The 22,671-nt window shown below is 72.6% G+C and carries 22 protein-coding genes and 1 pseudogene; 10 read left to right on the top strand and 13 right to left on the bottom strand.

Going from position 1 to position 22,671, the window contains the following annotated elements; all coding sequences use genetic code 11:
- Positions 1-312 precede the first annotated feature (312 nt).
- Entirely contained in the window at positions 313-1,236 is a 924-nt protein-coding gene (locus tag OG392_RS32205; RefSeq protein WP_329285308.1) for a YihY/virulence factor BrkB family protein, read from the top strand.
- Here OG392_RS32205 and OG392_RS32200 read toward each other — a convergent pair.
- The 4 genes from OG392_RS32200 to OG392_RS32185 all read right to left on the bottom strand — a co-directional run bounded on the left by OG392_RS32200 (position 1,227) and on the right by OG392_RS32185 (position 5,016).
- Entirely contained in the window at positions 1,227-2,477 is a 1,251-nt protein-coding gene (locus OG392_RS32200) for a phospholipase D-like domain-containing protein (RefSeq protein ID WP_329285307.1), read from the bottom strand. The genes OG392_RS32205 and OG392_RS32200 overlap by 10 nt on opposite strands.
- 273 nt (positions 2,478-2,750) lie before the next feature.
- Entirely contained in the window at positions 2,751-3,659 is a 909-nt protein-coding gene (locus OG392_RS32195; RefSeq protein WP_329285305.1) for an NAD-dependent protein deacetylase, read from the bottom strand.
- Positions 3,660-3,804: 145 nt separating this feature from the next.
- Positions 3,805-4,419, bottom strand: a complete 615-nt coding sequence (locus tag OG392_RS32190) for a TIGR03086 family metal-binding protein (RefSeq protein ID WP_329285303.1) — start codon at positions 4,417-4,419, stop codon at positions 3,805-3,807.
- Between the two features lie 114 nt (positions 4,420-4,533).
- Complete coding sequence (locus tag OG392_RS32185) at positions 4,534-5,016, bottom strand: DUF6326 family protein (RefSeq protein ID WP_329285300.1); 483 nt, start codon at positions 5,014-5,016, stop codon at positions 4,534-4,536.
- A gap of 167 nt (positions 5,017-5,183) precedes the next feature.
- On the opposite strand from OG392_RS32185, the gene OG392_RS32180 reads away from it, so the two are divergent.
- Positions 5,184-6,326, top strand: coding sequence for a sensor histidine kinase (locus OG392_RS32180; RefSeq protein WP_329285298.1), 1,143 nt, complete (start codon positions 5,184-5,186; stop codon positions 6,324-6,326).
- The gene (locus OG392_RS32175) at positions 6,323-7,000 is read left to right on the top strand and encodes a response regulator transcription factor (RefSeq protein WP_329285296.1); all 678 of its coding nucleotides are present in this window, start codon (positions 6,323-6,325) and stop codon (positions 6,998-7,000) included. Before OG392_RS32180 ends, OG392_RS32175 begins: the two co-directional genes overlap by 4 nt.
- Before the next feature lie 38 nt (positions 7,001-7,038).
- Here OG392_RS32175 and OG392_RS32170 read toward each other — a convergent pair whose 3' ends face one another.
- Complete coding sequence (locus OG392_RS32170) at positions 7,039-7,683, bottom strand: LysE family translocator (RefSeq protein ID WP_329285293.1); 645 nt, start codon at positions 7,681-7,683, stop codon at positions 7,039-7,041.
- 383 nt (positions 7,684-8,066) lie between these two features.
- Between OG392_RS32170 and OG392_RS32165 the strand changes: the two genes are divergently transcribed.
- Entirely contained in the window at positions 8,067-8,909 is an 843-nt protein-coding gene (locus OG392_RS32165; protein WP_329285292.1) for a hypothetical protein, read from the top strand.
- Between the two features lie 105 nt (positions 8,910-9,014).
- On the opposite strand, the gene OG392_RS32160 is transcribed toward OG392_RS32165, so the two are convergent.
- A complete protein-coding gene (locus OG392_RS32160; RefSeq protein ID WP_329285291.1) occupies positions 9,015-9,296 on the bottom strand; it encodes a hypothetical protein in 282 nt (93 codons plus the stop codon).
- 223 nt (positions 9,297-9,519) lie between these two features.
- Here OG392_RS32160 and OG392_RS32155 point away from each other — a divergent pair, with 223 nt between their 5' ends.
- Complete coding sequence (locus tag OG392_RS32155; RefSeq protein WP_329285289.1) at positions 9,520-10,062, top strand: hypothetical protein; 543 nt, start codon at positions 9,520-9,522, stop codon at positions 10,060-10,062.
- 154 nt (positions 10,063-10,216) lie between these two features.
- Here the strand turns inward: OG392_RS32155 and OG392_RS32150 are convergent, their stop codons facing one another.
- Entirely contained in the window at positions 10,217-11,389 is a 1,173-nt protein-coding gene (locus tag OG392_RS32150; protein ID WP_329285288.1) for a cytochrome P450, read from the bottom strand.
- 295 nt (positions 11,390-11,684) lie between these two features.
- Here OG392_RS32150 and OG392_RS32145 point away from each other — a divergent pair, with 295 nt between their 5' ends.
- Together OG392_RS32145 and OG392_RS32140 are read left to right on the top strand one after the other, a co-directional pair.
- Positions 11,685-12,872, top strand: a complete 1,188-nt coding sequence (locus tag OG392_RS32145) for a cytochrome P450 family protein (protein ID WP_329285285.1) — start codon at positions 11,685-11,687, stop codon at positions 12,870-12,872.
- A gap of 36 nt (positions 12,873-12,908) precedes the next feature.
- On the top strand, positions 12,909-13,676 hold the full coding sequence (locus OG392_RS32140; RefSeq protein ID WP_329285283.1) for a class I SAM-dependent methyltransferase: 768 nt from the start codon (positions 12,909-12,911) through the stop codon (positions 13,674-13,676).
- 106 nt (positions 13,677-13,782) lie between these two features.
- Here the strand turns inward: OG392_RS32140 and opcA are convergent, their stop codons facing one another.
- Both opcA and OG392_RS32130 read right to left on the bottom strand, forming a co-directional pair.
- Positions 13,783-14,733 carry a glucose-6-phosphate dehydrogenase assembly protein OpcA gene (gene opcA, locus OG392_RS32135; RefSeq protein ID WP_329285280.1) on the bottom strand — a complete coding sequence of 317 codons (951 nt, stop codon included), beginning with the start codon at positions 14,731-14,733 and terminating at the stop codon, positions 13,783-13,785.
- A gap of 82 nt (positions 14,734-14,815) precedes the next feature.
- On the bottom strand, positions 14,816-15,364 hold the full coding sequence (locus tag OG392_RS32130; RefSeq protein ID WP_329285278.1) for a DoxX family protein: 549 nt from the start codon (positions 15,362-15,364) through the stop codon (positions 14,816-14,818).
- Between the two features lie 214 nt (positions 15,365-15,578).
- Between OG392_RS32130 and OG392_RS32125 the strand changes: the two genes are divergently transcribed.
- From OG392_RS32125 to OG392_RS32115, 3 genes are all read left to right on the top strand, one after another.
- Positions 15,579-16,955, top strand: coding sequence for a dipeptidase (locus tag OG392_RS32125; protein ID WP_329285277.1), 1,377 nt, complete (start codon positions 15,579-15,581; stop codon positions 16,953-16,955).
- A 46-nt stretch (positions 16,956-17,001) separates the two neighbouring features.
- Complete coding sequence (locus OG392_RS32120) at positions 17,002-17,604, top strand: HdeD family acid-resistance protein (RefSeq protein WP_329285275.1); 603 nt, start codon at positions 17,002-17,004, stop codon at positions 17,602-17,604.
- 156 nt (positions 17,605-17,760) lie between these two features.
- A complete protein-coding gene (locus tag OG392_RS32115) occupies positions 17,761-18,183 on the top strand; it encodes a DUF350 domain-containing protein (protein ID WP_329285272.1) in 423 nt (140 codons plus the stop codon).
- A gap of 34 nt (positions 18,184-18,217) precedes the next feature.
- Here the strand turns inward: OG392_RS32115 and OG392_RS32110 are convergent, their stop codons facing one another.
- The 4 genes and pseudogenes from OG392_RS32110 to OG392_RS32095 form a co-directional block, all read right to left on the bottom strand.
- Positions 18,218-18,700, bottom strand: coding sequence for a hypothetical protein (locus tag OG392_RS32110; RefSeq protein WP_329285269.1), 483 nt, complete (start codon positions 18,698-18,700; stop codon positions 18,218-18,220).
- A complete protein-coding gene (locus tag OG392_RS32105) occupies positions 18,697-20,133 on the bottom strand; it encodes a WGR domain-containing protein (RefSeq protein ID WP_329285267.1) in 1,437 nt (478 codons plus the stop codon). The genes OG392_RS32110 and OG392_RS32105 overlap by 4 nt, the downstream gene beginning before the upstream one ends.
- Positions 20,134-20,342: 209 nt before the next feature.
- A pseudogene (locus OG392_RS32100) lies at positions 20,343-21,023 on the bottom strand (ABC transporter ATP-binding protein); the annotation flags it as partial.
- A 41-nt stretch (positions 21,024-21,064) separates the two neighbouring features.
- Entirely contained in the window at positions 21,065-22,558 is a 1,494-nt protein-coding gene (locus OG392_RS32095) for an ABC transporter permease (protein WP_329285265.1), read from the bottom strand.
- Positions 22,559-22,671 lie beyond the last annotated feature (113 nt).

Raw genomic sequence — 22,671 nt, 5'->3', positions numbered from 1 at the left:
CGGGCGATGCCGACCATCCCGGTCTCCGCGCCCTGGCGGGCGACCACGCCGTCGGCCGGCGGAGTCGCCCCTGGCGGCTGAGCACCGTGGCCGCGCCGGTGCGGGACGGCGACGAGGGGGGCGGCGGTGTCGGTCGTGGCACCCGGTAGCGGTTTCCCGGATGCGGGCTACGGCCCGGTCGGCCGCGCGGCGGGCCGGACCGCGCCCCCTCCACCGACCCGGGTGCCCGGGTCACACCGAGGCGTGCGCCTGCGGAGAGGCGCCGGCTGATCCCCGATGGATGAGAGCGGTGACACCGGGCAGGAAGGCACCGTGACATCGACCATGCGCCGCACGCACCACAGAACTCCGGGAGACCGGCTCGTCGAACCGCTGAGGCGGGGACGCTCCCACCTACGGACCACCGCCGTACGCCTCTGGGACGACAACGTCGCGGACTCCGCCGCGGCACTCACCTACTACGCGGTGCTGGCCCTCGTGCCCGCCCTGCTCGTGTCGGTCTCCCTGGTGGGACTGGCCGGGACCAACACCCGCGAGCATCTGATCCGCGACCTCACGTCCTACGTCCCTCCGCAGTCGGCCCAGGTGCTCCGGGAGGCCCTGGAGGGCGTCACCTCGGCGCCCTCCTCCCTGTGGGCCCTGCTCGTCAGCGGGGTCCTGAGCGCGCTGTGGTCGGCCTCCAGCTACCTGGCGGTCTTCCGTCGCGCCCTGCACGCGATGCACAGGCTGCCCGACACGCGGCCGCCGCTGCGCGCCGCGCACGTCCTCGTGCTCACCGCCGGCGCGCTGCTGGGCCTGCTCGTCGCGGGCGCCGCCGGGCTCGTCGCGACCGGTCCCGTGGCCCGTCAGCTCGCCGCGGCCGTCGGCCACTCGAGCACGGCCGCCATCGCCGTACTTCGCTGGCCCGTGCTCCTGGTGATCGTCACGGCGCTGATCCTCATCCTCTACCGGACCGGACCCGCCCAGGCCCGCGGCACACGCCGGGGGTTCCCGGGCGGTGCGCTGGCGGCCTTCCTGTGGCTCAGCGCTTCGGCGCTCTTCACCGTCTACACGCAGTTCGGGACCTACAGCCGCCTCTACGGTTCCCTGGCGGGAGCCGTCGTGTTCCTCGTGTGGCTGTGGTTCAGCAATCTGGCCCTGCTCGCCGGCGCGCAGTTCAACGCGGTCCTCGCCCAGGACGGGGAACGGACCGGTGAGGCGCCGGCGAACGCCGGGACCGCCTCCGCCTACAAGTAGCGGCGGATGGGAAGTACCGCGCTCTCCCGAGCACGCTGCAGCAGCGAGCGCCGCTTCCAGCGGTCCGGGCGGATCACCTCGCTGACCTTGAGGTCCTCGTCATAGTGCGCGTCGAGGGAGGCGGTGAACTCGGTGTCCATGACGGCGAGCATGACCTCCTCGTCGTGGTCGAGGGAGCGGCGGTTGAAGTTCGTGGAGCCGATGAGGGACACCACGCCGTCCATGGTGATGATCTTCGCGTGCATCATGGTCGGCTGGTACTGGTGGATGCGCACGCCGCAGGCGGTCAGCGCCTCGTAGCGGTGCTGTCCCGCCAGCTGGCACACCCGCTTGTCCGTGTGAGGGCCGGGCAGCAGGATCTCGACGTCCACGCCGCGGCGGGCCGTGGCGCAGAGCAGCTCGATGAAGTAGTCGTCGGGGGCGAAGTAGGCGGTCGCCAGCCGGATGCGTTCCTCGGCGGATTCGAGGATCACGCGCATCAGGGTCTGCATGTCCTGCCAGCCGAAACTGGCCGAGCCGCGGACCACCTGCACGATGGCGTTCCCGCTCGGGCGGTGGCCGACGAACCGGTCCCGCTCGTCGAAGAGTTCCGTATGGCATTCGGCCCAGTTCTGGGCGAAGGCGGCGGCGATCCCGTCCACGGCGGGGCCTTGGACCTCGACGTGCGTGTCCCGCCACTCGCGGGAGTTGCGCGCGTCTCCGGTCCATTCCTCGGCGATCCCGACGCCTCCGGTGAAGGCGGTCTGCTCGTCGATCACGAGCACCTTGCGGTGGCAGCGGTGGTTCTGCTTGAGCGGCGAGAGGTAGAGGGGCTTGCGGAACCAGGCGACCTCGACTCCCGCTTCGCTCATCCGGTCCAGCAGGTCCCGCTCTATCAGGCGGCTGCCGAAACCGTCGAGCAGCAGCCTCACCCGTACACCCGCACGCGCCCGGTCGGACAGGGCCTCGGCGAAGCGCCGCGCGATGTCGCCCCGCCAGTAGACGAAGGTCATCATGTCGACGGTGTGACGGGCGCCGGCCACCGCGTCCAGCATCGCGGCGAAGATCTCGTCCCCGTTGCGCAGCGGGCGTACGGCGTTGCCCTCGGTCGCCGCGACGCCGATGAGTCTCTCCAGGCGTCGGCGTATGCGGTGAATCCGTTCGTCCGGCGAGGCGCGTACGCCGTGCGTCCGTTCGTCCTGTGGGCCGCTGTCGGCGGTCACGGTCGTCGCACCGCCGAGCGGCGACTCTCTGTCGGGCATACCGGTACTCCTCAGTCGGGTCGTTGGCGCCCAGGACCGGATCCGACGGCATCCGGCATCCACGGCCGGATCCGTCGGAGCTGGTCGGGGCTCGCGATCGTCCGTACGTATGCCCAGCCCGGGCACGGCAAACGCGCAGGATCCTCCCCGCTCACCGCTCAGCGCTCAGGCGGGCATCGGGCCGGTCCGTGTTCCTCGCGGGCCGGTCCTCCCTGCCGCCGGCGGGCGAGGTGCCGGCACGTGAGCACCTCATGGCCCTCGCAGGCCTCGCGATCACCCCGCCACCTGACCGTCGACGGGGACGACGGGGATCTCCAGCCGGCCGGCCACGGTGGTGAGGGCCGTCCCCAGAGGCAGGGTCACCCGCGTGACCGCGTGCCGGTCGCCCCGGGTCGGGTCCCGGTTGACGATCAGCACCGGCTTTCCGGCCTGGGCCGCCTGGCGGACGAACCGGAGCCCGCTCATCACGGTGAGGGACGACCCCAGAACCAGCAGCGAGGCCGCCTCACGTACCAGCTCACGGCAGCGCTCGACCCGCTGCGGCGGAACGGCTTCGCCGAAGAACACCACGTCGGGCTTGAGGGTGCCCCCGCAGTCGGCGCAGGGCACCACCTGGAAGTCGCCGACCTGTTCGTCGGTGAGGTCCGCGTCACCGTCCGGGTTGGTTCCGGCCGCCACCGGCTCGAAACCCGGGTTGGCCCGCTCCAGCCGCCGGGCGAGCTCGCGGCGCGGACTGAAGGCCCCGCAGGAGAGACAGACCACCCGCTCCAGGCTTCCGTGCAGTTCCACGACGCTCTCGCTGCCGGCCGACTGGTGCAGGCCGTCGACGTTCTGGGTGATCACTCCCGCGAGCAGGCCGTGCCGTCCGAAGGCGGCAACGGCCCGGTGCCCGGCGTTGGGCCGTGCGCGGCCGAAGGTACGCCAGCCGAGGTGGCTGCGCGCCCAGTACCGGCGCCGTGCCAGGGCTTCTGCGGTGAATTCCTGGTAGGTCATCGGGGTGTGCCGGCTCAGGCTTCCGCCCTCGCCCCGGTAGTCGGGAATGCCTGACTCCGTGGAGATGCCCGCCCCGCTGAGCACCAGGACGCCTCCGGCGCTCAGTGCGTCGGCGACCGGCGCCAGACTGGTGGTGCCCGGCAGCAGGTCCTCGGTGGGGGTCCAGCTCAGAGTGGGGCGCATACGCATGCCACCAGGGTACGGAGCCGACGCCGCCACCCGCCCGCGGTGGGGCGGGGGCGTCAGAGCGGTCCAGCGTCGTGGCGCCGTCCGGCCCGAACGTGCGGGGAGGGCGGCCCCGGTCCTGGGGCCGCCCTCTTCGTCTCCGATACCGTTACGGCTTGCGTCCGCACCACGCGACGAGGCGGTCGATGGCCGGCGCGTCCGGGTGGACGTCCACCGCGGCTGCGAACGGCGCGCCGTCGCGCGGCCCGGCGGGCAGCCCGCGCTGCATGGCGGCGTACGAGACGGCGATGAGTTCGGGGTCCCAGTCCGGGTGCTGGCCGCTGGCGGTGGCGATGTCCCAGGTGTGGACGGTGAACTCGGAGGTCCAGACGGCCGCGGCGGCGGCGCCTGGAATGTTGCCGAACGGCAGGGTCAGGGTCCGGCCCAGGATCGCGGGGTCCGCCCACGCCGCTTCGACCTCACGCACCGCGGCGTCCCACGCTTCCTGCCATGCACTGTCCGCGAGGTCGTCGACGAGCGTGGGGAGACTCGACACGTCGCCGCCGCGCCCGGCGAGGGCGATCCGGCGCAGGACGGCGACGAGGTGCCCGGCCAGCCGCCGGACGGTGAACTCGGTACAGGGCGTGGGCCCGTCCCACTGCTCGGGCCGGACGGCGGCGACGGTACGTCCGGCCAGCGCGATCGCTTTCAGCAGGCCCTGGCGGGGGTCACCGGTGGTGTCGGGGGTGAGGGTGGTCAGGGGGGTGTTCTCGGTGTGCGTCATGACCTCATCCTGGAAGCGGAACAGGTCATCTCCTGGCCACTTTCCGGAAGAGAATGATCGACGATGTGGTGGGCCCGTGCGCGTGTTCGACGGCCATGGGGACCGCTCTCGGGTTCACGCCCGCTGCCGGGCGCGAACGGTTTCACGGTCCGGGCCGGCCGCCGACGGTGTGACGCGGGGCCAGGTCCAGGCGTACCGCAGGATGAGGGCGAGAACGATCACTTCCAGTGCGACGCCGAGGCCGTAGAAGTACGTCCAGGACTCACCCACCGCGTTGAACGCCGCGAAGGGGACCTGTACCGAGGCCACGATGAGGTTCGTGACGCGGTTCGCCCGGGCGGGCAGCGTCATCGACAGCACGACCATGAGGATCGGGATCGCCATGGTCACGAGGAAGCCGGTCAGCAGAGCCTGGCTGATGTGGAACTCCCAGACGATGCCGCCCTCGATGTCATCGATGACCCCAGGCTTGAAGAAGGCGAGAATGTCCACGTAGACGTACAGGAACATGAAGCTCGTCCACGCCGCCGCGAGCTTTGCTCTCACCGGGATCCGCTGGTCGTCCAGTGCGGTCGTGGGGGGTCGACGCGTTCTCATCGTGGCCTCCGTCGTCGTGGTGGGACTGGTACCGGTAGACCCACGATCGCCGAGCCCCGTGGCGGGCACATCGACGTCGAGGCCGGACCCGCCTCGGCAGTTCGGAGGAGCGGCGTCTCGTTCTTTCGGTCGGTCCCCGACGCCCCGGCGGTCCGTAAGCTGGGTGTGTGACCGCCAACGCCCTGAGTTCACTGTGGGCCGAGCCCCGCGCCACGGACGCTCCCCGACGGGTGTCGCGCGACCGGGTGCTGGTCGGGGTGCTGATGGTGACGGCGCTGCTCGAAGGAGCCCTCCGGGACGACGTCGCCTGGCGGCCGCTCGCCACGATCGTGGCGGTCGGACTTGCGCCGGTGCTGCTGTGGCGGCGTACCCACCCGTTGGCCTGTGTCGTGGTGGCCTTCGGCGCCGCGATGGCGTGGGGACTGGCGAGCCTGCTGGTGGGGGCCCCGAGCACGGGCCTCGACACGATGATCTTCATCCTGGTGCTCGTCTACGCGCTGGTCCGCTGGGGCTCGGGGCGCGAGATCGTGATCGGGCTGGCGGTGGTGGCGGTCGCCGCGGCGATCGGTACGGTCGCCGACCACACCCGGCCGGCGGAGGCCGTCGGCGGGTTCGCCGTCCTGGCGGCGGCGGCGGCCGGCGGAGCGGCGTTCCGCTACCGCGCCGAGAGCTGGCGCCGGGCGTTGGACCAGAGCCGCAGCCAGGAGCGGGTCGGCCTCGCTCGCGAACTGCATGACATCGTCGCCCACCACGTCTCGGCGATCGCCGTCCAGGCGCAGGCGGGCCGGGCGATGGCCGGGCAGCGACCTGAAGCGGCGCTCGACGCGCTGGTGGTCATCGAGGGGGAAGCCTCGCGGACGCTCGCGGAGATGCGGGCGATGGTCCGGGTGCTGCGCGACGGAGCGCCGGCGCGGTACGCCCCCCAGCCCGGCGTTGCCGACCTGGTGTCCCTCGCCCGACGCGCCCCGGTCCCGGTCGTCGACGTAGAGTTGCCCGAGGACATGCGTGAACTGCCACCCCAGGTCGACGCGGCGGTCTACCGGCTGGCGCAAGAGGCGCTGACCAACGCCCTGAGGCACGCCCGCAACGCCTCACGTGTGGAGATCCGGCTCGTGGAGGACGCGGGAATGCTGCGACTACGCGTCACCGACGACGGACAGACCGACCCGGCACGGTCGGGGAACCACGGCTTCGGGCTGCTGGGAATGACCGAGCGCGTGCAGCTGCTCGGCGGCACGCTGCGTGCCGGGCCCGCGCCCGAGGGCGGGTGGACGGTCGACGCCGAGATGCCGACGAAGGTACGCCGATGACGGTGCGCGTGCTGGTGGCCGACGACCAAGATCTGGTGCGCACCGGCCTGTCGATGATCCTTGACGCGCAGCCCGACATCGAGGTCGTCGGCCAGGCCGCCGACGGTCACGCCGCCGTCGAGCTGGCGCATCGGCTCCGCCCCGACGTGTGCCTGGTCGACATCCAGATGCCCGGGATCGACGGCGTCGAGGTGACCAGGCTCCTCGCGGGGCGGGGCGTCCCGGACCCGATCGCGGTCGTGGTGATCACGACATTCGACCTCGACGAGTACGTCCAGGGCGCGCTCCGGGCCGGCGCCCGGGGCTTTCTTCTCAAGGACGCCGGGCCGGCGCTGCTCGTCCAGGCCGTCCACGCCGCCGCCGTCGGCGATGCCCTGATCGCGCCGAACATCACCCGGCGGCTGCTGGCCACGCTCGCCGCCAGGGAACCGTCGAGCCGGCGCACCCAGCCGGTCGAGCCGCTCACCGAACGCGAGGAGGAGGTGCTGACGCTGGTCGCCCGTGGCCGCACGAACGCCGAGATCGCCGCCGAGCTGTTCATCGGCTTGACGACCGCCAAGACCCACGTCGCCAGCCTGCTGACCAAGATCGGCGCCCGGAACAGGGTCGAGATCGCGATGTGGGCGTACGACACCGGCCGGGTGGAGCCTGAACCTGGATCCACCGCGCCGTAATGAGGGGGCGACCGTCCCGGAGCGCGCAGGAATGGGGCTCAGGCCGAGACCGGCGTACGGGACAGAGCCGTACGCAGCGCGAAGACGCCGAGCAAGCCGCCTGACGTGAGCCGCTGCGCGGTCATCACGCGCGGCCGGGCAGCCAGGAACCCCGACACCCGCGCCGCGCCCAGCATGATCAGAGCGTTCACGGAGATCCCCACGATGATCTGCACACCACCGAGCTGCAGTAGTTGGGCCCATTCCGGGCCCGCGTGCGGGTCCAGGAACTGAGGCAGAAGAGCCGCGTACAGGAGCGCGATCTTGGGGTTGAGCAGGTTGGTCAGGAGACCCATGGAGAACAGGCGGGCGTGGGAGACGGGCGGCAGGTCCCGGGCCGGAGCGAAGGGTGAGCGGCCACCGGGCCGGAGCATGTCCCAGGCCAGGTAGGCCAGGTAGGCGGCTCCGGCAAGCTTGACCACCGTGAACGCCAGTGGCACGGCGGCGAACAACGCGGACAGGCCGGCGGCCGCGGCCAGCAGGTAGCACAGGAATCCCACCGCGGTCCCGCTCAGGCTGACCAGGCCCGCCCTGCGGCCCTGCGTGATCGCGCGGGAGGCGAGGTGGATCATGTTCGGCCCCGGAGTCAGGGCCATGCCCAGTTCGACCAGGGCGACTCCCCCGACTGCGGCCAGACTGATCACCGGTCAACTCCCGTTCATTCGCCGGGTACCTGGCACCCGGAGTGAGGCGGCACCCGGCTGCGGCGGGTGGCTGCGACGCATCGGCAGTGCCCGCATCGCCCTCCTCAGGATACGGAGCTGCCGTTCAGCGCCTCCGTGCGCCCCTCGCTCCCGTCGGCCGACGGGAGCGAAGCCTGGGAGGGCCCCTGCGCGCAGAACACCGCGAACAGCGCACAGGGCCCTTCCGGCCGACCGGCCGGGGACGGCGAGAGCCACTCCTCCGCCTCGGCGTCGACGCGAGTCAGTCAAGCGGCCTCCGCTCGCCGACTTCCCTGACTCCCGCTCACGGGCCGTCGGCGGCGTTGCGCGTGGCCGACGACTGGCGGAACACCTAGTCTCGGCCTGTGGGACAGCATGATCAACGCGCCGAGGGCGCGGGACCCTTCACGACCCGTCTCACCTGGCGGCCGCCCGGTGGCGGCACGGCCGTCTGGGAGTCCCGGTCCGCCCGGCGCCGAGGCCTCATCGCCGTTCGTCCGCCCGGCGCGGTCGCCGCCCGTCATGCCCGGGCCGACGACGCCTCGCTGGCCCGGCTGCGCAGGCTCAACGCCGTGGCCGCCACCGCGTTCGTCATCGGCGGGGCGCTCTTCGCGGCCGGTGCCGCCGTCGCCCAGTTCGGTTCCGGCGATGCCACCACCTGCGCCTCGATCTATTTCGCCGGCGGCCTGTTCTTCAACACCGGCGGATATGTGTCCCTGCTCCAGGTCGTCAACGCCCCGCGCCATGTGCCGGGAGGGGAAGGCGCCCTGATCGCACGGAAGTGGCGGTGGTGGAGCTACGAACCGATGCGGGTCGACTGGCTGAGCGCGTTCGTCCTGTTCGCCGGCACCCTGGTGTTCGCGGTCGACCTGCTGGATTCCTTCCTGCGAGGCCTGACCGTCCAGCAGATCAACCGGTTCGTCTGGGCGCCGGACATGATCGGCTGCGTGCTGTTCCTGATCTCCGGCCACCTCGCGTTCGTCGAGATCTGCCACGGCCGGCGGTGCGTCCGGGCGCGTGACCTCGGCTGGTGGATCGTCGCCGTGAACCAGCTGGGCTCCGCCCTCTTCATGGTCTCGGCACTCGCCGCGTTCACACGCCCCTCCGACGGCAGCCTGGTCAACGCCGGCATCGCCGACTGGGGCACCCTCACCGGTGCCCTCTGCTTCTCCGCGGCCGGCGTCCTCCAGCACTACGAACGCCCCTGACCCGACCGACCGCGCCGAACGCCGGGGCGGGCTGCCGAGGGTGAGGGCGGTGACCGTGCCGGACGTACCGCCCGGCACGGTCATCGCGGCCCGGTGGCGTGCCCGCTACTCGGCCGTCACGTCCAGGAGTCTTCTGGTGCGGGCGCTCGCGCCGCTCAGGGTGAGCGGGATACCCAGGCTCGCGCACATGCGGTGGGCGCGGGCGAGGGCGCTGAGGGTGGCCGGGGTGGGGTCGACGGTCGGGACCGCGACGGCCACCCGGGTCGGGCGGATCGACTGGACCAGGGCCTGGATCTGGAGGGCGGCGGCGGCCCGGTTGGTGACGTCCAGGTCGCGGTGGAGCGTCACGTGCAGGACATGGTGACGTACGGCGTGGCTGATGAGCATGGTGTCCCTCCGCGCAGGACGACGAAGGCCCACAACTGGACACGCTGTGGGCGGTTCGTCCGAGGATGCCACGGCGACCGGCCCGGAGCGCTTCTCGTGGCGTCGTCGGCGCGGAGTGTCCGGCCGGACCGCCGCCGTTCACGTCCATGAATCCGCGGATCTCGCGACCAGGGCGAGCCGGGCCTGGCCCGGGCGCGTCTCAGGCAGTGGCATGATCACTGCGGTGGAGATCGTCCGTGTGTGGAGTGAGGGCCCCCTGGGCGACGGGGCGGCCGCGAACGCCGCCCTGCTGCGGCTGCTCGGCGGCGCCGGGGATTCCGGGGGCTCCGCTCGCAGCGAAGCCGATGCCGGAGGGGCCGAGCCCGGAACGGCCGCCTCCGGCGGGGCCGAGCGGCGGGGCGTGACCGGTGCTCTCGTCTGCCGGTACTGCGGCGGGGACAGTTTCGAGGTGGCCGCGGACGAGTGCTTCTGCGAGGGCTGCTGTCTGCCCCTCGACGTACAGGACGATCAGGGGTGCGGCGGCGCGGACCCGGTGGTCCTGGAGCTCCGGTCGCCCGCCGCTCCGGCCCCGGGGGCGGGCGGGAGCATGGTGACGTGTCCCTCCGGCCACGACCTGTTCCAGGTGGCCGCCGCGTACACGCTCGGTCCGGACGGTCATGTCCGGCGTCTGTCGGTCGGTCTGCGGTGTCCCGTCGACGGTGCGCTGACCCTGCTCGTCGACGACGCCCGCGCCGCCCCGGCGGTCGCCCGGCGAACCGGCGCCTGACCCGGCCCGTCGTCGTCTCGTCGGGCGTGGCACAAGGGCCGGAGCCCGAGCCGTGCAGCGGGCTCGGGCTCCGGCGGGGTGCACGGTGTCGTGCACGGGCGTGGTGCCCGCCTCCCGGACGGGCCGCACGCTCACTGGTTTCAGTGCCAGTACTTCATGGTCGTACCTCCTCCCCCGTGTCTGGACGCAGGGTGACCTCGAAGCAGTCGAGACCGCGGAGGGTCAGATTGCGCCGGTGTTCTGGTTCCGCGACTGCCCGTGCCTGCGGATAGTCCCTGGCCAGGGCGCCGATGACCGATCCGGTGAGACGGATCGCCATGGACGCGCCCAGACAGGCGTGGGCCCCGCGGCCGAACCCGAGGTGCGGGTTCGGGGCGCGGTCGAGTCGCAGCTCTGTGGGGTGGGCGAAGCGGAGCGGGTCGTGGTTGGCCGCGCCCAGGAAGAGCGTGACCGGATCACCCGCCTTCATCGTGACGCCACCCAGTTCGGTGTCGGTGACGCAGACCCGGGCGTCCGCCTGGACCGGTGCGTCGTACCGGACGAGTTCGTCCACGGCCGTGGCCGGGGTCGCCCGGAACGCTTCGAGCGCGCCGGGGGTGGTGAGGAGGGCTGCCGCGGCGTTGCCGAGGAGCCGGGAGGCCGATTCGTAGCCGGCGTGGAGGACCGCGCGCAGACTGTTGCGCAGAACCGTTTCTGCCACGCCGCTGTCCGCCGCGTGCTCGGCGACGTACGCGGTGAGGCCGCCCTCGGGCGGATCCGCGAGCCATCCGCCCGCGTACTCCGCGAGCCGGGCGCGGGCCGCGACGGCCGGTTCGTGCTTCTCGGGCCAGAGGCCGGCGTCCATGCCGTCGACGACGGTACGGGACATGGGCACGAACCAGTCGAGCCCGGGGGCCTCGACGCCGAGGAAGGCGGTCACGAAGCGCAGCGCCACCGGTTCGGCGAGCTCCCCGACGAGATCGAAGGAGGGTCGCCGGGCCAGCTCCGCGAGCAGATCGGCGATCTGCCCCTCCAGGCCGTCGTGCAGCGCCTGCCGGTCCTGTGCCCGGAATCCGTCGAGCAGCAGGTGCCTGATGGCGGTGTGCTCCGGCGGGTCGAGGGTCTGCACACTGAGCAGCGGGGCGGGGATCTCCTCCCCGGCGCGCCGCCAGTCGGAGGCGAACCGGTTGCTGTCGGTGAGCACGGCGAGGCAGTCGGCGTGCCGGGTCAGGACCCAGGAACCGAGCAGTTCGTGCCACAGCACGGGGGAGGTCGCGCGCATCCGGTCGTACGACGGGTACGGGTTCCGCAGGATCGACGGACGGGCCAGATCCAGAATCGGGTCCACGGCTGCCGCTTGCTCCACGAAACGTCTCCCCCTGCGCATAGGGCCTGGTTGAGGCCTTGGCTGCTACCGAGTCGAGCGGTACGAGGCGCCGGTCACCGGTGGGTGGAACGCCTCGCTGATTCAGGAACCGGCGGTTGGCCGGTCGTTCTCCGAACATCAATCCGAGCCGAGCGCCGGTGACGCTACCACGCAACTGGGGTGGCTGGTATGACTACTTGCCAGAGATCTTTCACAAATAGGCGGGGAGTTACGGAAGATGACCGGTCAAGAACAGACAATCGTTCATGATGTCCCGGTGAACGTCGCCCAGCAGCCCAACCCCTACCCGCTCTTCGAGCGCATCCGCGAGCACGGCGTCGTTCAGCGGGTACGGCTGAATCCCACCCTTGAAGTCTGGATGGTCACCGGATACGACGAGGCCGTCGCCGCGCTCACCGACCCGCGACTCAGCAGCAGTCCCGTCGGGGTCGACGGACTGGAGGAGGAGATGGCCCACCAGGAGCGCACCAACGTCCTGATGGCCAGCATGCTCGTCGCCGACGGCGAGGACCACACCCGGCTGCGCAACCTCGTCTCGAAGGCCTTCACCGCGCGCCGGGTCGAGCAGCTCGCGCCCCGCGTCCAGGCACACACCGACACCTTCCTCGACGCCTTCGCGGCACGCGGGACCGCCGATCTGGTCTCCGAGTTCGCGCTGCCGCTGCCCATGGCCGTCCTCAGCGAACTCATCGGCATCCCGGCCGAGGGGCAGCCCGACTTCGCCCGTCTCGCGGTCGGCCTGATCATGCCGCCCAACACCCCGGAGCGACTCGCCAAGGGGGCCCAGGCGCGCGCCGAACTCACGGAGTTCTTCGAGCCGTTGATCGCGCGGCGGAAGCAGGATCCGAAGGACGACCTGCTGAGCGCGCTGTGCGCCGCACAGGCGGAGGAGCGGATCAGCGACCGCGAGCTGACGGCCATGACGATTCTGCTCACCCTCGCCGGACACGAGACGACGGCGAGCCTCATCGCCAACGGCGTCCACGCCCTGCTGCGCCACCCGGACCAGTTCGCCGCGCTCCGCGACGACCCCTCGCTGCTGCCGGGCGCGATCGAGGAACTCCTGCGCTACGAGGGTCCGGTGAGCCGTGGGGTCGCGCGCTTCACCACCGACGCGTACGAGATCGGCGGGGTCACCGTCCCGCCGGGCGAGATGATCATCATCGGGCTCGCCGCGGCCAACCGCGACCCGGCACGCCACGACCGTGCCGACATCCTCGACGTGGCACGCCGCGAGGTGCCGCAACAGCTCGCTTTCGGCCATGGTGTGCATTTCTGCCTGGGAGCGCCGCTGGCCCGCGCGGAGGCGCGCATCGCCATCGGCACGCTGCTCCGCCGCTTCCCCGACCTGCGGCTCGCCGACCCGGACACGGATCTGAGCCGGCGCGAGGGCATCCTGCGCGGCATGGCGACCCTGCCCGTGGCCTTCACCCCCGAGGCCTGACCCCCGAGGACGGTAGAGACGAACGGAGACAGACGGATGACTTCGGCCTCCGGCACGGCGGAGTTCGACGCGATCGCCCCCGGCTACGACGCCTCGCGCGGTGGTACGGCCCGGGCCGCCGGCTTCGCCGAGCAGCTCGCGCCGCTGCTCGACCCCGGCCTCCCGGTGCTCGACATCGGCGTGGGCACGGGGATAGTGGCGGCCGAACTGACCGCGCGCGGCCATGTGGTGTACGGCCTCGACCTGTCGACCGGGATGCTCGCCCGGGCCCTGGAGCGGCTCGGGCCGCGGGTGGCGGTGGCGGACGCCTGCCGCCTTCCGGTACGGACCGGCTCGGTGAGCCAGGCGGTGTCCACCTGGCTGCTGCACACCGGCCCCGACCACGGCATGGTCTTCGACGAGGTCGCCCGGGTCCTCCGCCCGGGCGGCCGCTATCTGGTGATCCCCGCCGGGGGCACCCGTCCCGCGGACGACATCGGGGTCGTGGTGGGCGAGCTGGAGGACCGGCTCGACCCGCTCCGGACCCGTCAGGACGGGCCGCGGACCCTCGCGCCGATCGCCGAGGCGCGGGGACTCGTCTACCGGGGCGCGGCCTCCGAACGCCCCACGGCCTTCCGGGTGTCGCCCCGCGCGATGGCCCGCTCCCTGTCGGGCGGCCTGTTCACCGGCGCCTGGTCGGTCACGGGCGACGGCGCCACCCGTCTGGTGGCGGAGACCCGGGAGCGCCTCCTCGCGCTCCCGGACCCCGACGTGCCCCGCGTACGGGAGATGGCCGACTTCGTCATGGTGTTCGAGAAACCCTGAGGTCAGGGGCGGGCGCGAGGGCCGGAAGCGAGGCCCGGGCAGGGACCGGAGCCGGGCGTCGGCTCAGGTGGGGCGCCTCCCCCGTGGGACCGGGCGCGCGTCCCTGTCAGGCGCGGGCCCGGGACCCGTCCTTCGGCCTCGCAGCCGCGCCGTGGCCGCGCAGGGCCATCGCGTACGCCTCGTCCGGGTCGAGGCGGCGCAGTTCCTCGGCGATCAGTTCGGCCGTCGTCCGGACCTTGAGGGCGAGGACGCGGCTGGGCTGACCGGGGATGGAGAGCCGCGCCACCGGCCCCTCGGGCCGGTCGATGCGGATCTCGCCGTCCGCGGTGCCCATGCGGACGGCTGTGACGACAGGTCCGTCGGTGACGACCCGGTCGACGGGAACGCCGAGCCGTACCTCGAACCAGCGGGCCAGGAGTTCGGCGCTCGGGTTCTCCGCCTCGCTCTCGACGGCGGCCGAGGTCACGGTCAGCGGGGCCTGGTCGAGCGCGGCGGCCAGCATAGAGCGCCACGGCGTGAGCCGGGTCCAGGCGAGGTCGGTGTCGCCGGGGGCGTACGAGGCGGCCCGCTTCTCCAGGGCGGCGAGGGGGTCCTCGACCGCGTACATGTCCGTGATGCGCCGCTGGGCGAGCGAGCCCAGGGGGTCGAGGGACGGCACCTCGGGGGCGTCGACGGGCCACCAGACGACGACGGGCGCGTCCGGCAGGAGCAGCGGCAGGACCACCGAGTCGGCGCGGTCGCCGAGTTCGCCGTGGAGCCGGAGCAGCACCGTCTCGCCCGAACCCGCGTCGGTGCCGAGCCGGACCTCGGCGTCGAGCCGGGTCTCGTGGCGCCCTCGGGGCGAGCGGGCATGGCGCTTGATGACCACCAGGATGCGGGAGGGGTGTTCCCGGGAGGCGTCGTTGGCGGCCTTGACCGCGTCGTAGGCGTTCTCCTCGTCGGTGACGACGACAAGGGTGAGCACGACGCCGGCGGCAGGAGTGCCGACGGCCCTGCGGCCTTCCAGGATCGCCTTGTTGATCTTGCTGGAGTTGGTGTCCGTCAGATCGATCTTCATGCGCGGCGACCGTCCCTTCCTCTGCGGCGAGCCTAACCCTCCCGCGCGGCGGGCGCGTGGGGACCCCCGTCCTCGGCCGGGGTCACGCGGATTCCGCCTCCGCCTCCGCCTCCGCGGCCTCGGCTGCGGCCTGATCACCGGCCCGTCGGTTGACCACGGCCGCGGCGGCGATCGCGGTGCCGAGGAAGGCGGTGATCACCACCCAGGGACGGTCGAGGACATGGCCCGTGGCGTGGTCGAGGGAGTACCGGCCGGCGCCGGTGACCCCGATCGCGGCGGCGACGAAGCCGAGGAAGGCCGGGTACTCGTAGCCGCCGCTCTGGGCGAAGAAGCCGGCCGGGGCGTGGACGGCGACGGCGCCGGTCATGGCTCCGGCGGCCGCGGCGCCGGCGGCCGGGGTGGCGAGGCCGAGGGCGAGCAGGGCGCCGCCGCCCGCCTCGCCGAGACCGGCGGCGATGGCGCTCTCCCGGCCCGGGTGGAAGCCCATGGCCTCCATGCCCTTGGTGGTGCCCTCGATACCGCCGCCGCCGAACCAGCCGAAGAGCTTCTGGGTGCCGTGTGCGGCGAGGACGGCTCCGGTGCCGACCCGCAGCACGAGGAGCCCGAGGTCGCGTCGGTTGGGGTGGCCCATGGGGTTCTCCAGGTGCGGGAGGAGGGAAGGGGCGGACTCTTGTCCCGTTCCACTGTCGTCGCCCTGCCCGGCCTCCGCCGCCCGGGGCCGGGGGTCAATGCTCCGTAAGAGTCATGTTTTGCGACGTTTGTTCACGAATGCTTGGGTGAGAGGGCCGTCGCCGTCCCGGGCCCGCGAGCCGCGCCCCGCCACGGCCCGAGGGAAGTGGGTACGCATGACCGCCGAGTCCACCGGGACCGCAGCCCTTCGGCAGAAGGTCCGGGCGCTGATGCCCCGGGCGAAGGAGGACCTGACCGAGCTCGTGGCGATGCGCTCGGTCGCCGACCCCCGCCAGTTCCCGCCGGAGGAGTGCGCGAGGACCGCCGACTTCCTCGTACGGGCCTTCACCGAGGCGGGGCTCAAGGACATGCGGCGGGTGACGACCCCCGACGGCACGGACGCGGTCGTGGGGCACGCGCCGGGCCCCGAGGGGGCGCCCACCGTGCTCCTGTACTGCCACTACGACGTACAGCCGCCACTGGACGACGCGGCCTGGGAGACACCGCCGTTCGAGCTCACCGAGCGCGACGGGCGCTGGTACGGCCGCGGTTCGGCCGACTGCAAGGGCAACATCGCCATGCACCTCACGGCCCTCCGTGCGCTCGGCGGGCCGGACGGACGGGGCTTCCCCGTGAACATCAAGTTCGTGGCGGAGGGTTCGGAGGAGCAGGGCACCGGAGGCCTGGAGCAGCTCGTCCCCCTGCGGCCCGACCTCTTCGCCGCCGACACCCTGTTGATCTGCGACACCGGCAACTTCGCCCTGGGCCTGCCCACCACGACCACCTCGCTGCGCGGGCTCGCCAACGTCGTCGTGACCGTCTCCACCCTCAAGGGCGCGATGCACTCCGGCATGTTCGGTGGACCCGCCCCCGACGCGCTGGCGGCGCTGATCCGGATCCTCGACAGCCTCCGCGACGAACACGGCAACACCGTGGTCGAGGGGCTGCCCGCCGACGGCGCCTGGGACGGGGTGGACTACCCGGCCGAACAGTTCCGCGCCGACGTCGGCGTCCTCGACGGCGTCTCCCTCGTCGGTACGGGGTCGGTCGCCGACGAACTCTGGGCGCGGCCCGCCGTCACCGTGCTCGGCATCGACTGCCCGCCGGTGGTCGGTTCCTCGGCGGCCGTACAGGCGAAGGTCAGCGCCCGGGTGAGCCTGCGGATCCCGCCGGGGGTCGACGCCGACGACGCCCAGCGTGCCCTCGCCGCCCATCTGACCTCGGCCGCCCCCTGGGGCGCCCGGGTGGAGGTGGAGCCGGAGAGCGGCGGTCAGCCGTTCCGGGCGAGGACCGACGGCCCCGCGTACCGCGCCCTGGCGACGGCGCTCCGCGAGGCGTACGGGAAGGAGATGGTGCAGTCGGGGCAGGGCGGGTCGATCCCGCTCTGCAACGTGCTCGCCGCCCACTTCCCCGCCGCCGAGATCGCCCTGATCGGTGTCGAGGAACCCGGCTGTCTCATCCACGCGCCCAACGAGAGCGTGGACCCCTCGGAGATCGAGCACATGGCGCTGGCCGAGGCGCTCTTCCTCAGCACCTACGCCACTCCGCTCTGACCCGCGGGCTCCGCCCACCCCCTCCAAGGAAGGACGGGAACCGTCCATGACACACACTCAAGACGGCCCGAGGCACCAGGACATACCGCCCGGCCCGCTGAGCGCGCTCGCGGGCGCCGCCTGGCAGGCGCTGCTCTTCGCCGGCATCGCGTCCCTGATCCTCGGCGTCATCGTGCTGGCCTGGCCGGACGCCTCGCTGTTCGTGGCCGGCCTGCTCTTCGGTCTCTTCCTGCTGTTCAGCGGTGTGATGCAGCTGATCGCCGCCTTCGGCACGCACACCACGACCGCGCACCGTGTCATGGCGTTCATCAGCGGCGCCCTCTCGATCCTGCTCGGCCTGCTGTGCTTCCGGGGCGCGACGCAGTCGATCCTGCTGCTCGCGCTCTGGATCGGGATCGGCTGGCTCTTCCGCGGCATCACCGAGACGATCGCGGCGGCCTCCGACGCCGCGATGCCGGCGCGCGGCTGGCACATCTTCCTCGGCGTCGTCAACGCGCTCGCCGGCGTGGTCCTCATCGTCTCCCCGCTGGAATCGGCCGCGGTGCTGATGGTCCTGGGCGGCATCTGGCTGCTCGCCGTCGGCGCGGTCGAGATCGTCACGGCGTTCCAGGTGCGTTCCCGCGCCAAGGACCTGCCGCCGGGGGTCTGACGGCGCATCCGTCTCCCCCGCCCGATCGCCCGCCCGCCCCGCGCCGTCCGCCCGATTCCCGGGCGGGCGGCGCGTGCTGTTGACGCGTGCGCTACATTTTGCCGGTCCTTGACCACCGATCCCCCGTGATCGCGATTTCCCGGAGACCGGCACCCCATGAGCGACATCGTCAACGGCCTCGGCCGGGCCGGCGCCTACGGCGCCCTCGGCGTGGTCCTGCTGATCCTCGGCATCGTCCTCGTGGATCTGCTGACGCCCGGGAAGCTCCGCCGGCAGATCTGGGAGGACCGCAACCGCAACGCCTCGGTGCTGCTGAGCTCGGCGCTCCTGGGCATCGGCGGCATCGTCTTCACCTCGATCTGGACGACGTACGACAACTTCGGCAAGGGCCTCGTGTCCACGGCCGCGTTCGGCCTGCTCGGCCTGGTCATGATGGCCGTGGCGTTCCTGGTCGTGGACCTGGTCACGCCGGGCAGGCTCGGTGCCACCCTGGTCGACCCCGAGCCGCACCCGGCGGTCTGGGTGACCGCCTCCTGCAACATCGCGGTCTCGGCGATCGTCTCGGCCTCGATCGCCTGAGCCCTCCACCGGAGCCGGCCGCTCCGTGCCGGGTTCAGCCCGCCATCGGCTCCACCTCCAGGAAGCGGCGCCCGCGCGGCCCCTTGTACAGCAGGGCCTCCCAGCCGAGCCGGGTCAGGGCGGACAGACACGCGCCGAGGGTCCCGACCTCCTCCTGAGCGGCTCCCGAGCCCGTCGGGCCCAGCCACTCGACCACGGCCGTGCCCGGCCGGTCCCCCGGCCGGACGCGGTAGCCCGTGGTGATCCTCGCCCCGGAGGCGTCCAGGGACGAGGGCGCGAGACCCCCCGACTCCAGGGCGAGGGCCACCGCGCGGACCGGCTGCCGGCGCTCCCAGTCCGCCGGGACGGACTTCGGGTCACCGCCGTCCCGGCGGTGGGTCAGCCGTCTGATCTGGAGCAGCCCGTCGAGGGCGGCCCGGACCTCCCTCGACCGCTGCTCGGCGTCCGCCGGAGGCAGCGGCGGCCCGTCCCCCGTGGCCGCCTCGAACGTGCCGCCGCCCCCGTGGCCCGCCGTCATTGCAGCCGCCGGATGTCACCGCGGACCCGGTAGAAGCCTCCGGCGGCGGCGTGCAGGGCATCGACCACGTACCGGGCGCCGGGCTCCCGGATCGCGCGCGGGAACTGCACGTTCCACGCGGAGTCGTAGCCGTCGGTGAGGACCCGGACCCGTGTCCTGCCCGACTCGTTCACACACTCCACGACCACCGAGCCGGCCGGGGCGACGCTGACGGTGGTGACGGCGGTGACGGTCGTCGCCGGCTCGTACACCGGCATGGCCGCGGCGAGCTTGACGTCCCGCGCGACCGGCACCGTACCGCCCTGGGCGGCCTGGATCGCCGCCTCGCTCGCGTCCACGCACACCAGCGAACCGTCGGTGGTCACCAGGTAGAGGCGCTCGTCGCGGTACTGCATGGAGAGCGCGGATCCCCCTCCCGTACCGAGCTTCCACAGCCGGGTGCCGTCCTCCGCGAAGCAGTACACGGAGGAGGACGAGTCGGCCGCGAAGACGAACCGGCCGCCGGGCGAGGTGGCACAGGAGTACACCGGGCTGTCACAGCTGTAGACCGCCTCGACGCGCCCGTCCTTCTTCGCGAGCCGCTGGACCTTCTTGCGGGCCGTGCCCGCGTAGACCGCGGTGTCCTCCTGCCAGCCGAAGAGCACCCCGCCCTCGGTGGCGGTGTGCCACAGCTCGCCGCCACCGTCCGGTGCGTGGGCGGCGACGCCCCGCGTGTCCCCGTAGTAGACGGCGTCCCCGTCGGCGCGGACCATCCAGGCGTGCTCGCCCTGGCCGCCGCGCGCCCACTGGTGCTCGTCCTCGTGGTCGATGACGGTGAGCCGGCCCGAGCGGTCGGCGACGTGCAGGACGCCCTCGTGGATGTCGAGCCAGAAGATGTCGACGTCGGTGGCGATGTCGTACGCCGCGAAGGGCAGCTTCGACGACAGGTCGTACACCTTGCCGTCGTCACAGCCGGCGTAGATCCAGAAGTCGTCGGCGACCAGGCACTTCACGCCGTCGGGCAGGCTGAACCGGGCCTGCACCTCGCCGGAGCGGTCGAGCGTGAAGACGTCCCCCGCCTGGTTGCCGACCCAGCAGCGCTCCTCGTCGACGTGGATGCCGAAGGCGGCCGACCCGGTCCGGAAGCGCCACAGGACGGGGGCGACGGCGCGCGCGGTGGAGGGCGCGGAGGTCACCGCGCGACGCGTCACGGCGCGGGCCGCCCGCTGTCCCCGGACCGCCGGGGCGTACCCCTTGCGGACCTTCTCCCCTATCTTCTTCGCCGCGGCCGCCTGCGCCTTCGCCGCCGTGGGGAAGGTGGAGCTCTGCGTCTGGCCCGCCGTCCCGATCCGGCCGTAACGGACCGACACCGCGAGGTCCTCGACGGTCACTTCGTAGAACTTGTGGGCGGCGCCGTCGTCCTGCGACAGCTCCAGATAGGTCGTCGTCGTCATGGTGAGAACGGTAGGGGCACCCACTGACAACGGCTTCGGCGGCGTCCCCGTGCGGCGGCCCCCGATCCGTTCCTGTCGGGGGCCGCCGCGCGGGCGGTCGGTCACGCCTGGACCGGGTCCGAGGCCGGGTCCCGCGGCGAGGCCGCGTCCGAGGCCGGCTCCACGCCGGACTCCGGGGAAGAGGTTTGCGGCACGGGGTTCGCCGTCGTCGCCCGCGGGTTCTCCTTGATCGTGATCCGGCCCTTGCGGATCGTGGCGAGGCGGGGTGCCCGGCGGGCGATCGCGCTGTCGTGGGTGACCATGACGAAGGTCAGCCCGTGCTCCTTCCACAGTCCTTCGAGCAGGTCGACGATCTCGTCGCGCATCGACTCGTCGAGGTTTCCGGTGGGTTCGTCGGCGAGCAGCACCTTGGGGCGCTTCACGAGCGCGCGGGCGATCGCCACCCGCTGCTGCTGGCCGCCGGAGAGCTCGGACGGCAGGTGTCCGCTGCGTTCGCCGAGCCCGACCGACTCCAGGGCCTCGGCGGATCGGCTCCGCCGCTCGGCGGGCTTGACGCCGAGCGGGACGAGCGCGGTCTCCACGTTCTCCTGGGCGGTGAGCGTGGGGATGAGGTTGAAGCTCTGGAAGACGAACCCGATGTTCTGGCCGCGCACCGCGGTCAGCTTGCGCTCGGGAAGCGCGGCCAGGTCCGTGCCGTCGAGCAGGACGCGGCCCGAGGTGGGGCGGTCGAGGCCGCCGAGCATCTGGAGCAGCGTCGACTTGCCGCCGCCCGTGGGCCCTTGGATGACCAACCGGTCGCCCTGGGCGAGCGTGAGGTCGACCCCGGCGAGCGCGTCGACTCTCTCCTGCCCCCGCCGGTACTGCTTGGTGACGCCGATGAGTTCGTACATGGTCCAACTCCTGTATCGCGTGAGGGGGTTCGGGCGGGGCGCTACTCGACGCGGCGCAGCGCGTCGGCGGGGCGCAGCCGCGAGGCGCGCCAGGCGCCGAAGGCTCCGGCGACGAGGCCGCCGCCGAGGGCGAGGAGGACGGCGAGACCCACCGTGGTGACGCTGACCGGGGCGGTGAGGGCGATGTCGACGGTCTTTCCGGCGCCCGTGCTCGCGGGGCCGCCGCCGAAGGCCATGCCGCCTCGGCCGCCACCGCCTCGGCCGCCGAACAGAACTCCGGTCGCACCGAGTTCCGCGGTGAGGGTCGGGCTGACGGCGGTCACCGCGTACGCGCCGGCCAGGCCGATCGCGATGCCGAGGGCGCCGCCGATGAAGCCGTTGACGAGGGCCTCGCCGACCACCTGCCGGGTGACGCGGCCGCTCTTCCAGCCGAGTGCCTTGAGCGTGCCGAACTCGCGGACCCGGCGGGTGACCGCGGAGGAGGTGAGGAGACCCGCGACGAGGACGGCGGCGAGGAGCACGGCGTACGAGAGCCACTTGCCCACGTTCGAGGCGAGGTCGGCGGCCGTGTCGAGGGAACCGGAGACCGTCTGGGCCAGGTCGGCCGAGGTGGTGACGGTGGTCCCCGCGACGTTCTTCTGGATGGCGGTCTTGACCGCGTCGATCCGCGTCGAGTCGGTCGCCTTCACATAGATGGTGGTGACCTTGGCCGCGGAGGCGGAGAGCGTCTGCGCCTGCTTCAGGGGCAGATAGACCTGGGCGGCGGCCTGGCCCCGGTCGGCGGTCGCGATGCCGATGATCTCGAACGTGACCTTCTTCACGCTCAGTTCGCCGCCGACGGCGAGGTCCTTCTCCTGGGCGTACGCGCTGTCGACGACGGCCACCCGGGCATCCGTCTCGGTCGTCTCGAAGGTACGGCCCTGGGAGACGGTGGAGGTGGTGAGGGGGCCGAGGTCGGGGGCGGTGACGTCGGTTCCGTAGAGCGTGAAGGAGTCGACGTCGAAGGCCGCGCCGCCGCCGGTGACGGTGTCGCCGGGGCCGGAGCCGCCCCCACCGGCACCGCTGTCGCCGCCCGCCCCTTCGCCCGGCGGGCTCTGCCGGGTCTGGCCGCGCTGGATCCGGCCCCGCGCGAACTCTCCGTCGATCTTCAGGTTGACGAGGCTGAGTCCGCCCACCGCACGGTCGACGCCGGGCTGGCCGGCGACCGTGGCGACGGTGGAGTCCGCGAGGGTCTGGAAGCCCTGGACCATCAGCCGGTCGCTGCTCTGCTCCTCGCCCTCCTCCTTGCCCTGGAACTCGAACCGCGGGCGCTGCGGCTGCGCACCCTCCGCGGGACGCTCCTGAGCCTTGGTCACCGTCAGGTCCGTGCCGAGGCCGTAGAGGGATTCGAGGACCTTGCCCTGGGCCTGGTTCATGCCGGAGGACACGGAGTTGACGACGATGACCAGCGCGATCCCGAGCGCGAGCCCGGAGGCGACGACGAGCGCCGCCTTTCTGCGGCGGCGCAGTTCGCGCCGGAGGTAGGTGAAGAACATGGGCGTGAAGCTAGGGGCGGCATGTGATGACGGGATAAGGCCGGCGTGAGAGCGGGATGAGAGTGATCGATCCCCAGCTACGCGCGGGTCTCCGCGACGGCAGGGTCGGAGTC

Origin of the sequence: Streptomyces sp. NBC_00691, from assembly GCF_036226665.1 — a bacterium.
GTDB lineage: Bacteria > Actinomycetota > Actinomycetes > Streptomycetales > Streptomycetaceae > Streptomyces.
Note: the sequence above shows the minus strand (reverse complement) of the source record. Positions and strands in the feature narration are given on the sequence as shown.

Bases quoted from the DNA above. Each gene is read 5' to 3' on its own strand.
- OG392_RS32200 (WP_329285307.1), bottom strand. From the start codon at position 2,477: ATGCCCGACAGAGAGTCGCCGCTCGGCGGTGCGACGACCGTGACCGCC.
- OG392_RS32195 (WP_329285305.1), bottom strand. From the start codon at position 3,659: ATGCGTATGCGCCCCACTCTGAGCTGGACCCCCACCGAGGACCTGCTG.
- OG392_RS32190 (WP_329285303.1), bottom strand. From the start codon at position 4,419: ATGACGCACACCGAGAACACCCCCCTGACCACCCTCACCCCCGACACC.
- OG392_RS32185 (WP_329285300.1), bottom strand. From the start codon at position 5,016: ATGAGAACGCGTCGACCCCCCACGACCGCACTGGACGACCAGCGGATC.
- OG392_RS32175 (WP_329285296.1), top strand. From the start codon at position 6,323: ATGACGGTGCGCGTGCTGGTGGCCGACGACCAAGATCTGGTGCGCACC.
- OG392_RS32160 (WP_329285291.1), bottom strand. From the start codon at position 9,296: ATGCTCATCAGCCACGCCGTACGTCACCATGTCCTGCACGTGACGCTC.
- OG392_RS32140 (WP_329285283.1), top strand. From the start codon at position 12,909: ATGACTTCGGCCTCCGGCACGGCGGAGTTCGACGCGATCGCCCCCGGC.
- opcA (WP_329285280.1), bottom strand. From the start codon at position 14,733: ATGAAGATCGATCTGACGGACACCAACTCCAGCAAGATCAACAAGGCG.
- OG392_RS32130 (WP_329285278.1), bottom strand. From the start codon at position 15,364: ATGGGCCACCCCAACCGACGCGACCTCGGGCTCCTCGTGCTGCGGGTC.
- OG392_RS32125 (WP_329285277.1), top strand. From the start codon at position 15,579: ATGACCGCCGAGTCCACCGGGACCGCAGCCCTTCGGCAGAAGGTCCGG.
- OG392_RS32120 (WP_329285275.1), top strand. From the start codon at position 17,002: ATGACACACACTCAAGACGGCCCGAGGCACCAGGACATACCGCCCGGC.
- OG392_RS32115 (WP_329285272.1), top strand. From the start codon at position 17,761: ATGAGCGACATCGTCAACGGCCTCGGCCGGGCCGGCGCCTACGGCGCC.
- OG392_RS32110 (WP_329285269.1), bottom strand. From the start codon at position 18,700: ATGACGGCGGGCCACGGGGGCGGCGGCACGTTCGAGGCGGCCACGGGG.
- OG392_RS32105 (WP_329285267.1), bottom strand. From the start codon at position 20,133: ATGACGACGACGACCTATCTGGAGCTGTCGCAGGACGACGGCGCCGCC.
- OG392_RS32095 (WP_329285265.1), bottom strand. From the start codon at position 22,558: ATGTTCTTCACCTACCTCCGGCGCGAACTGCGCCGCCGCAGAAAGGCG.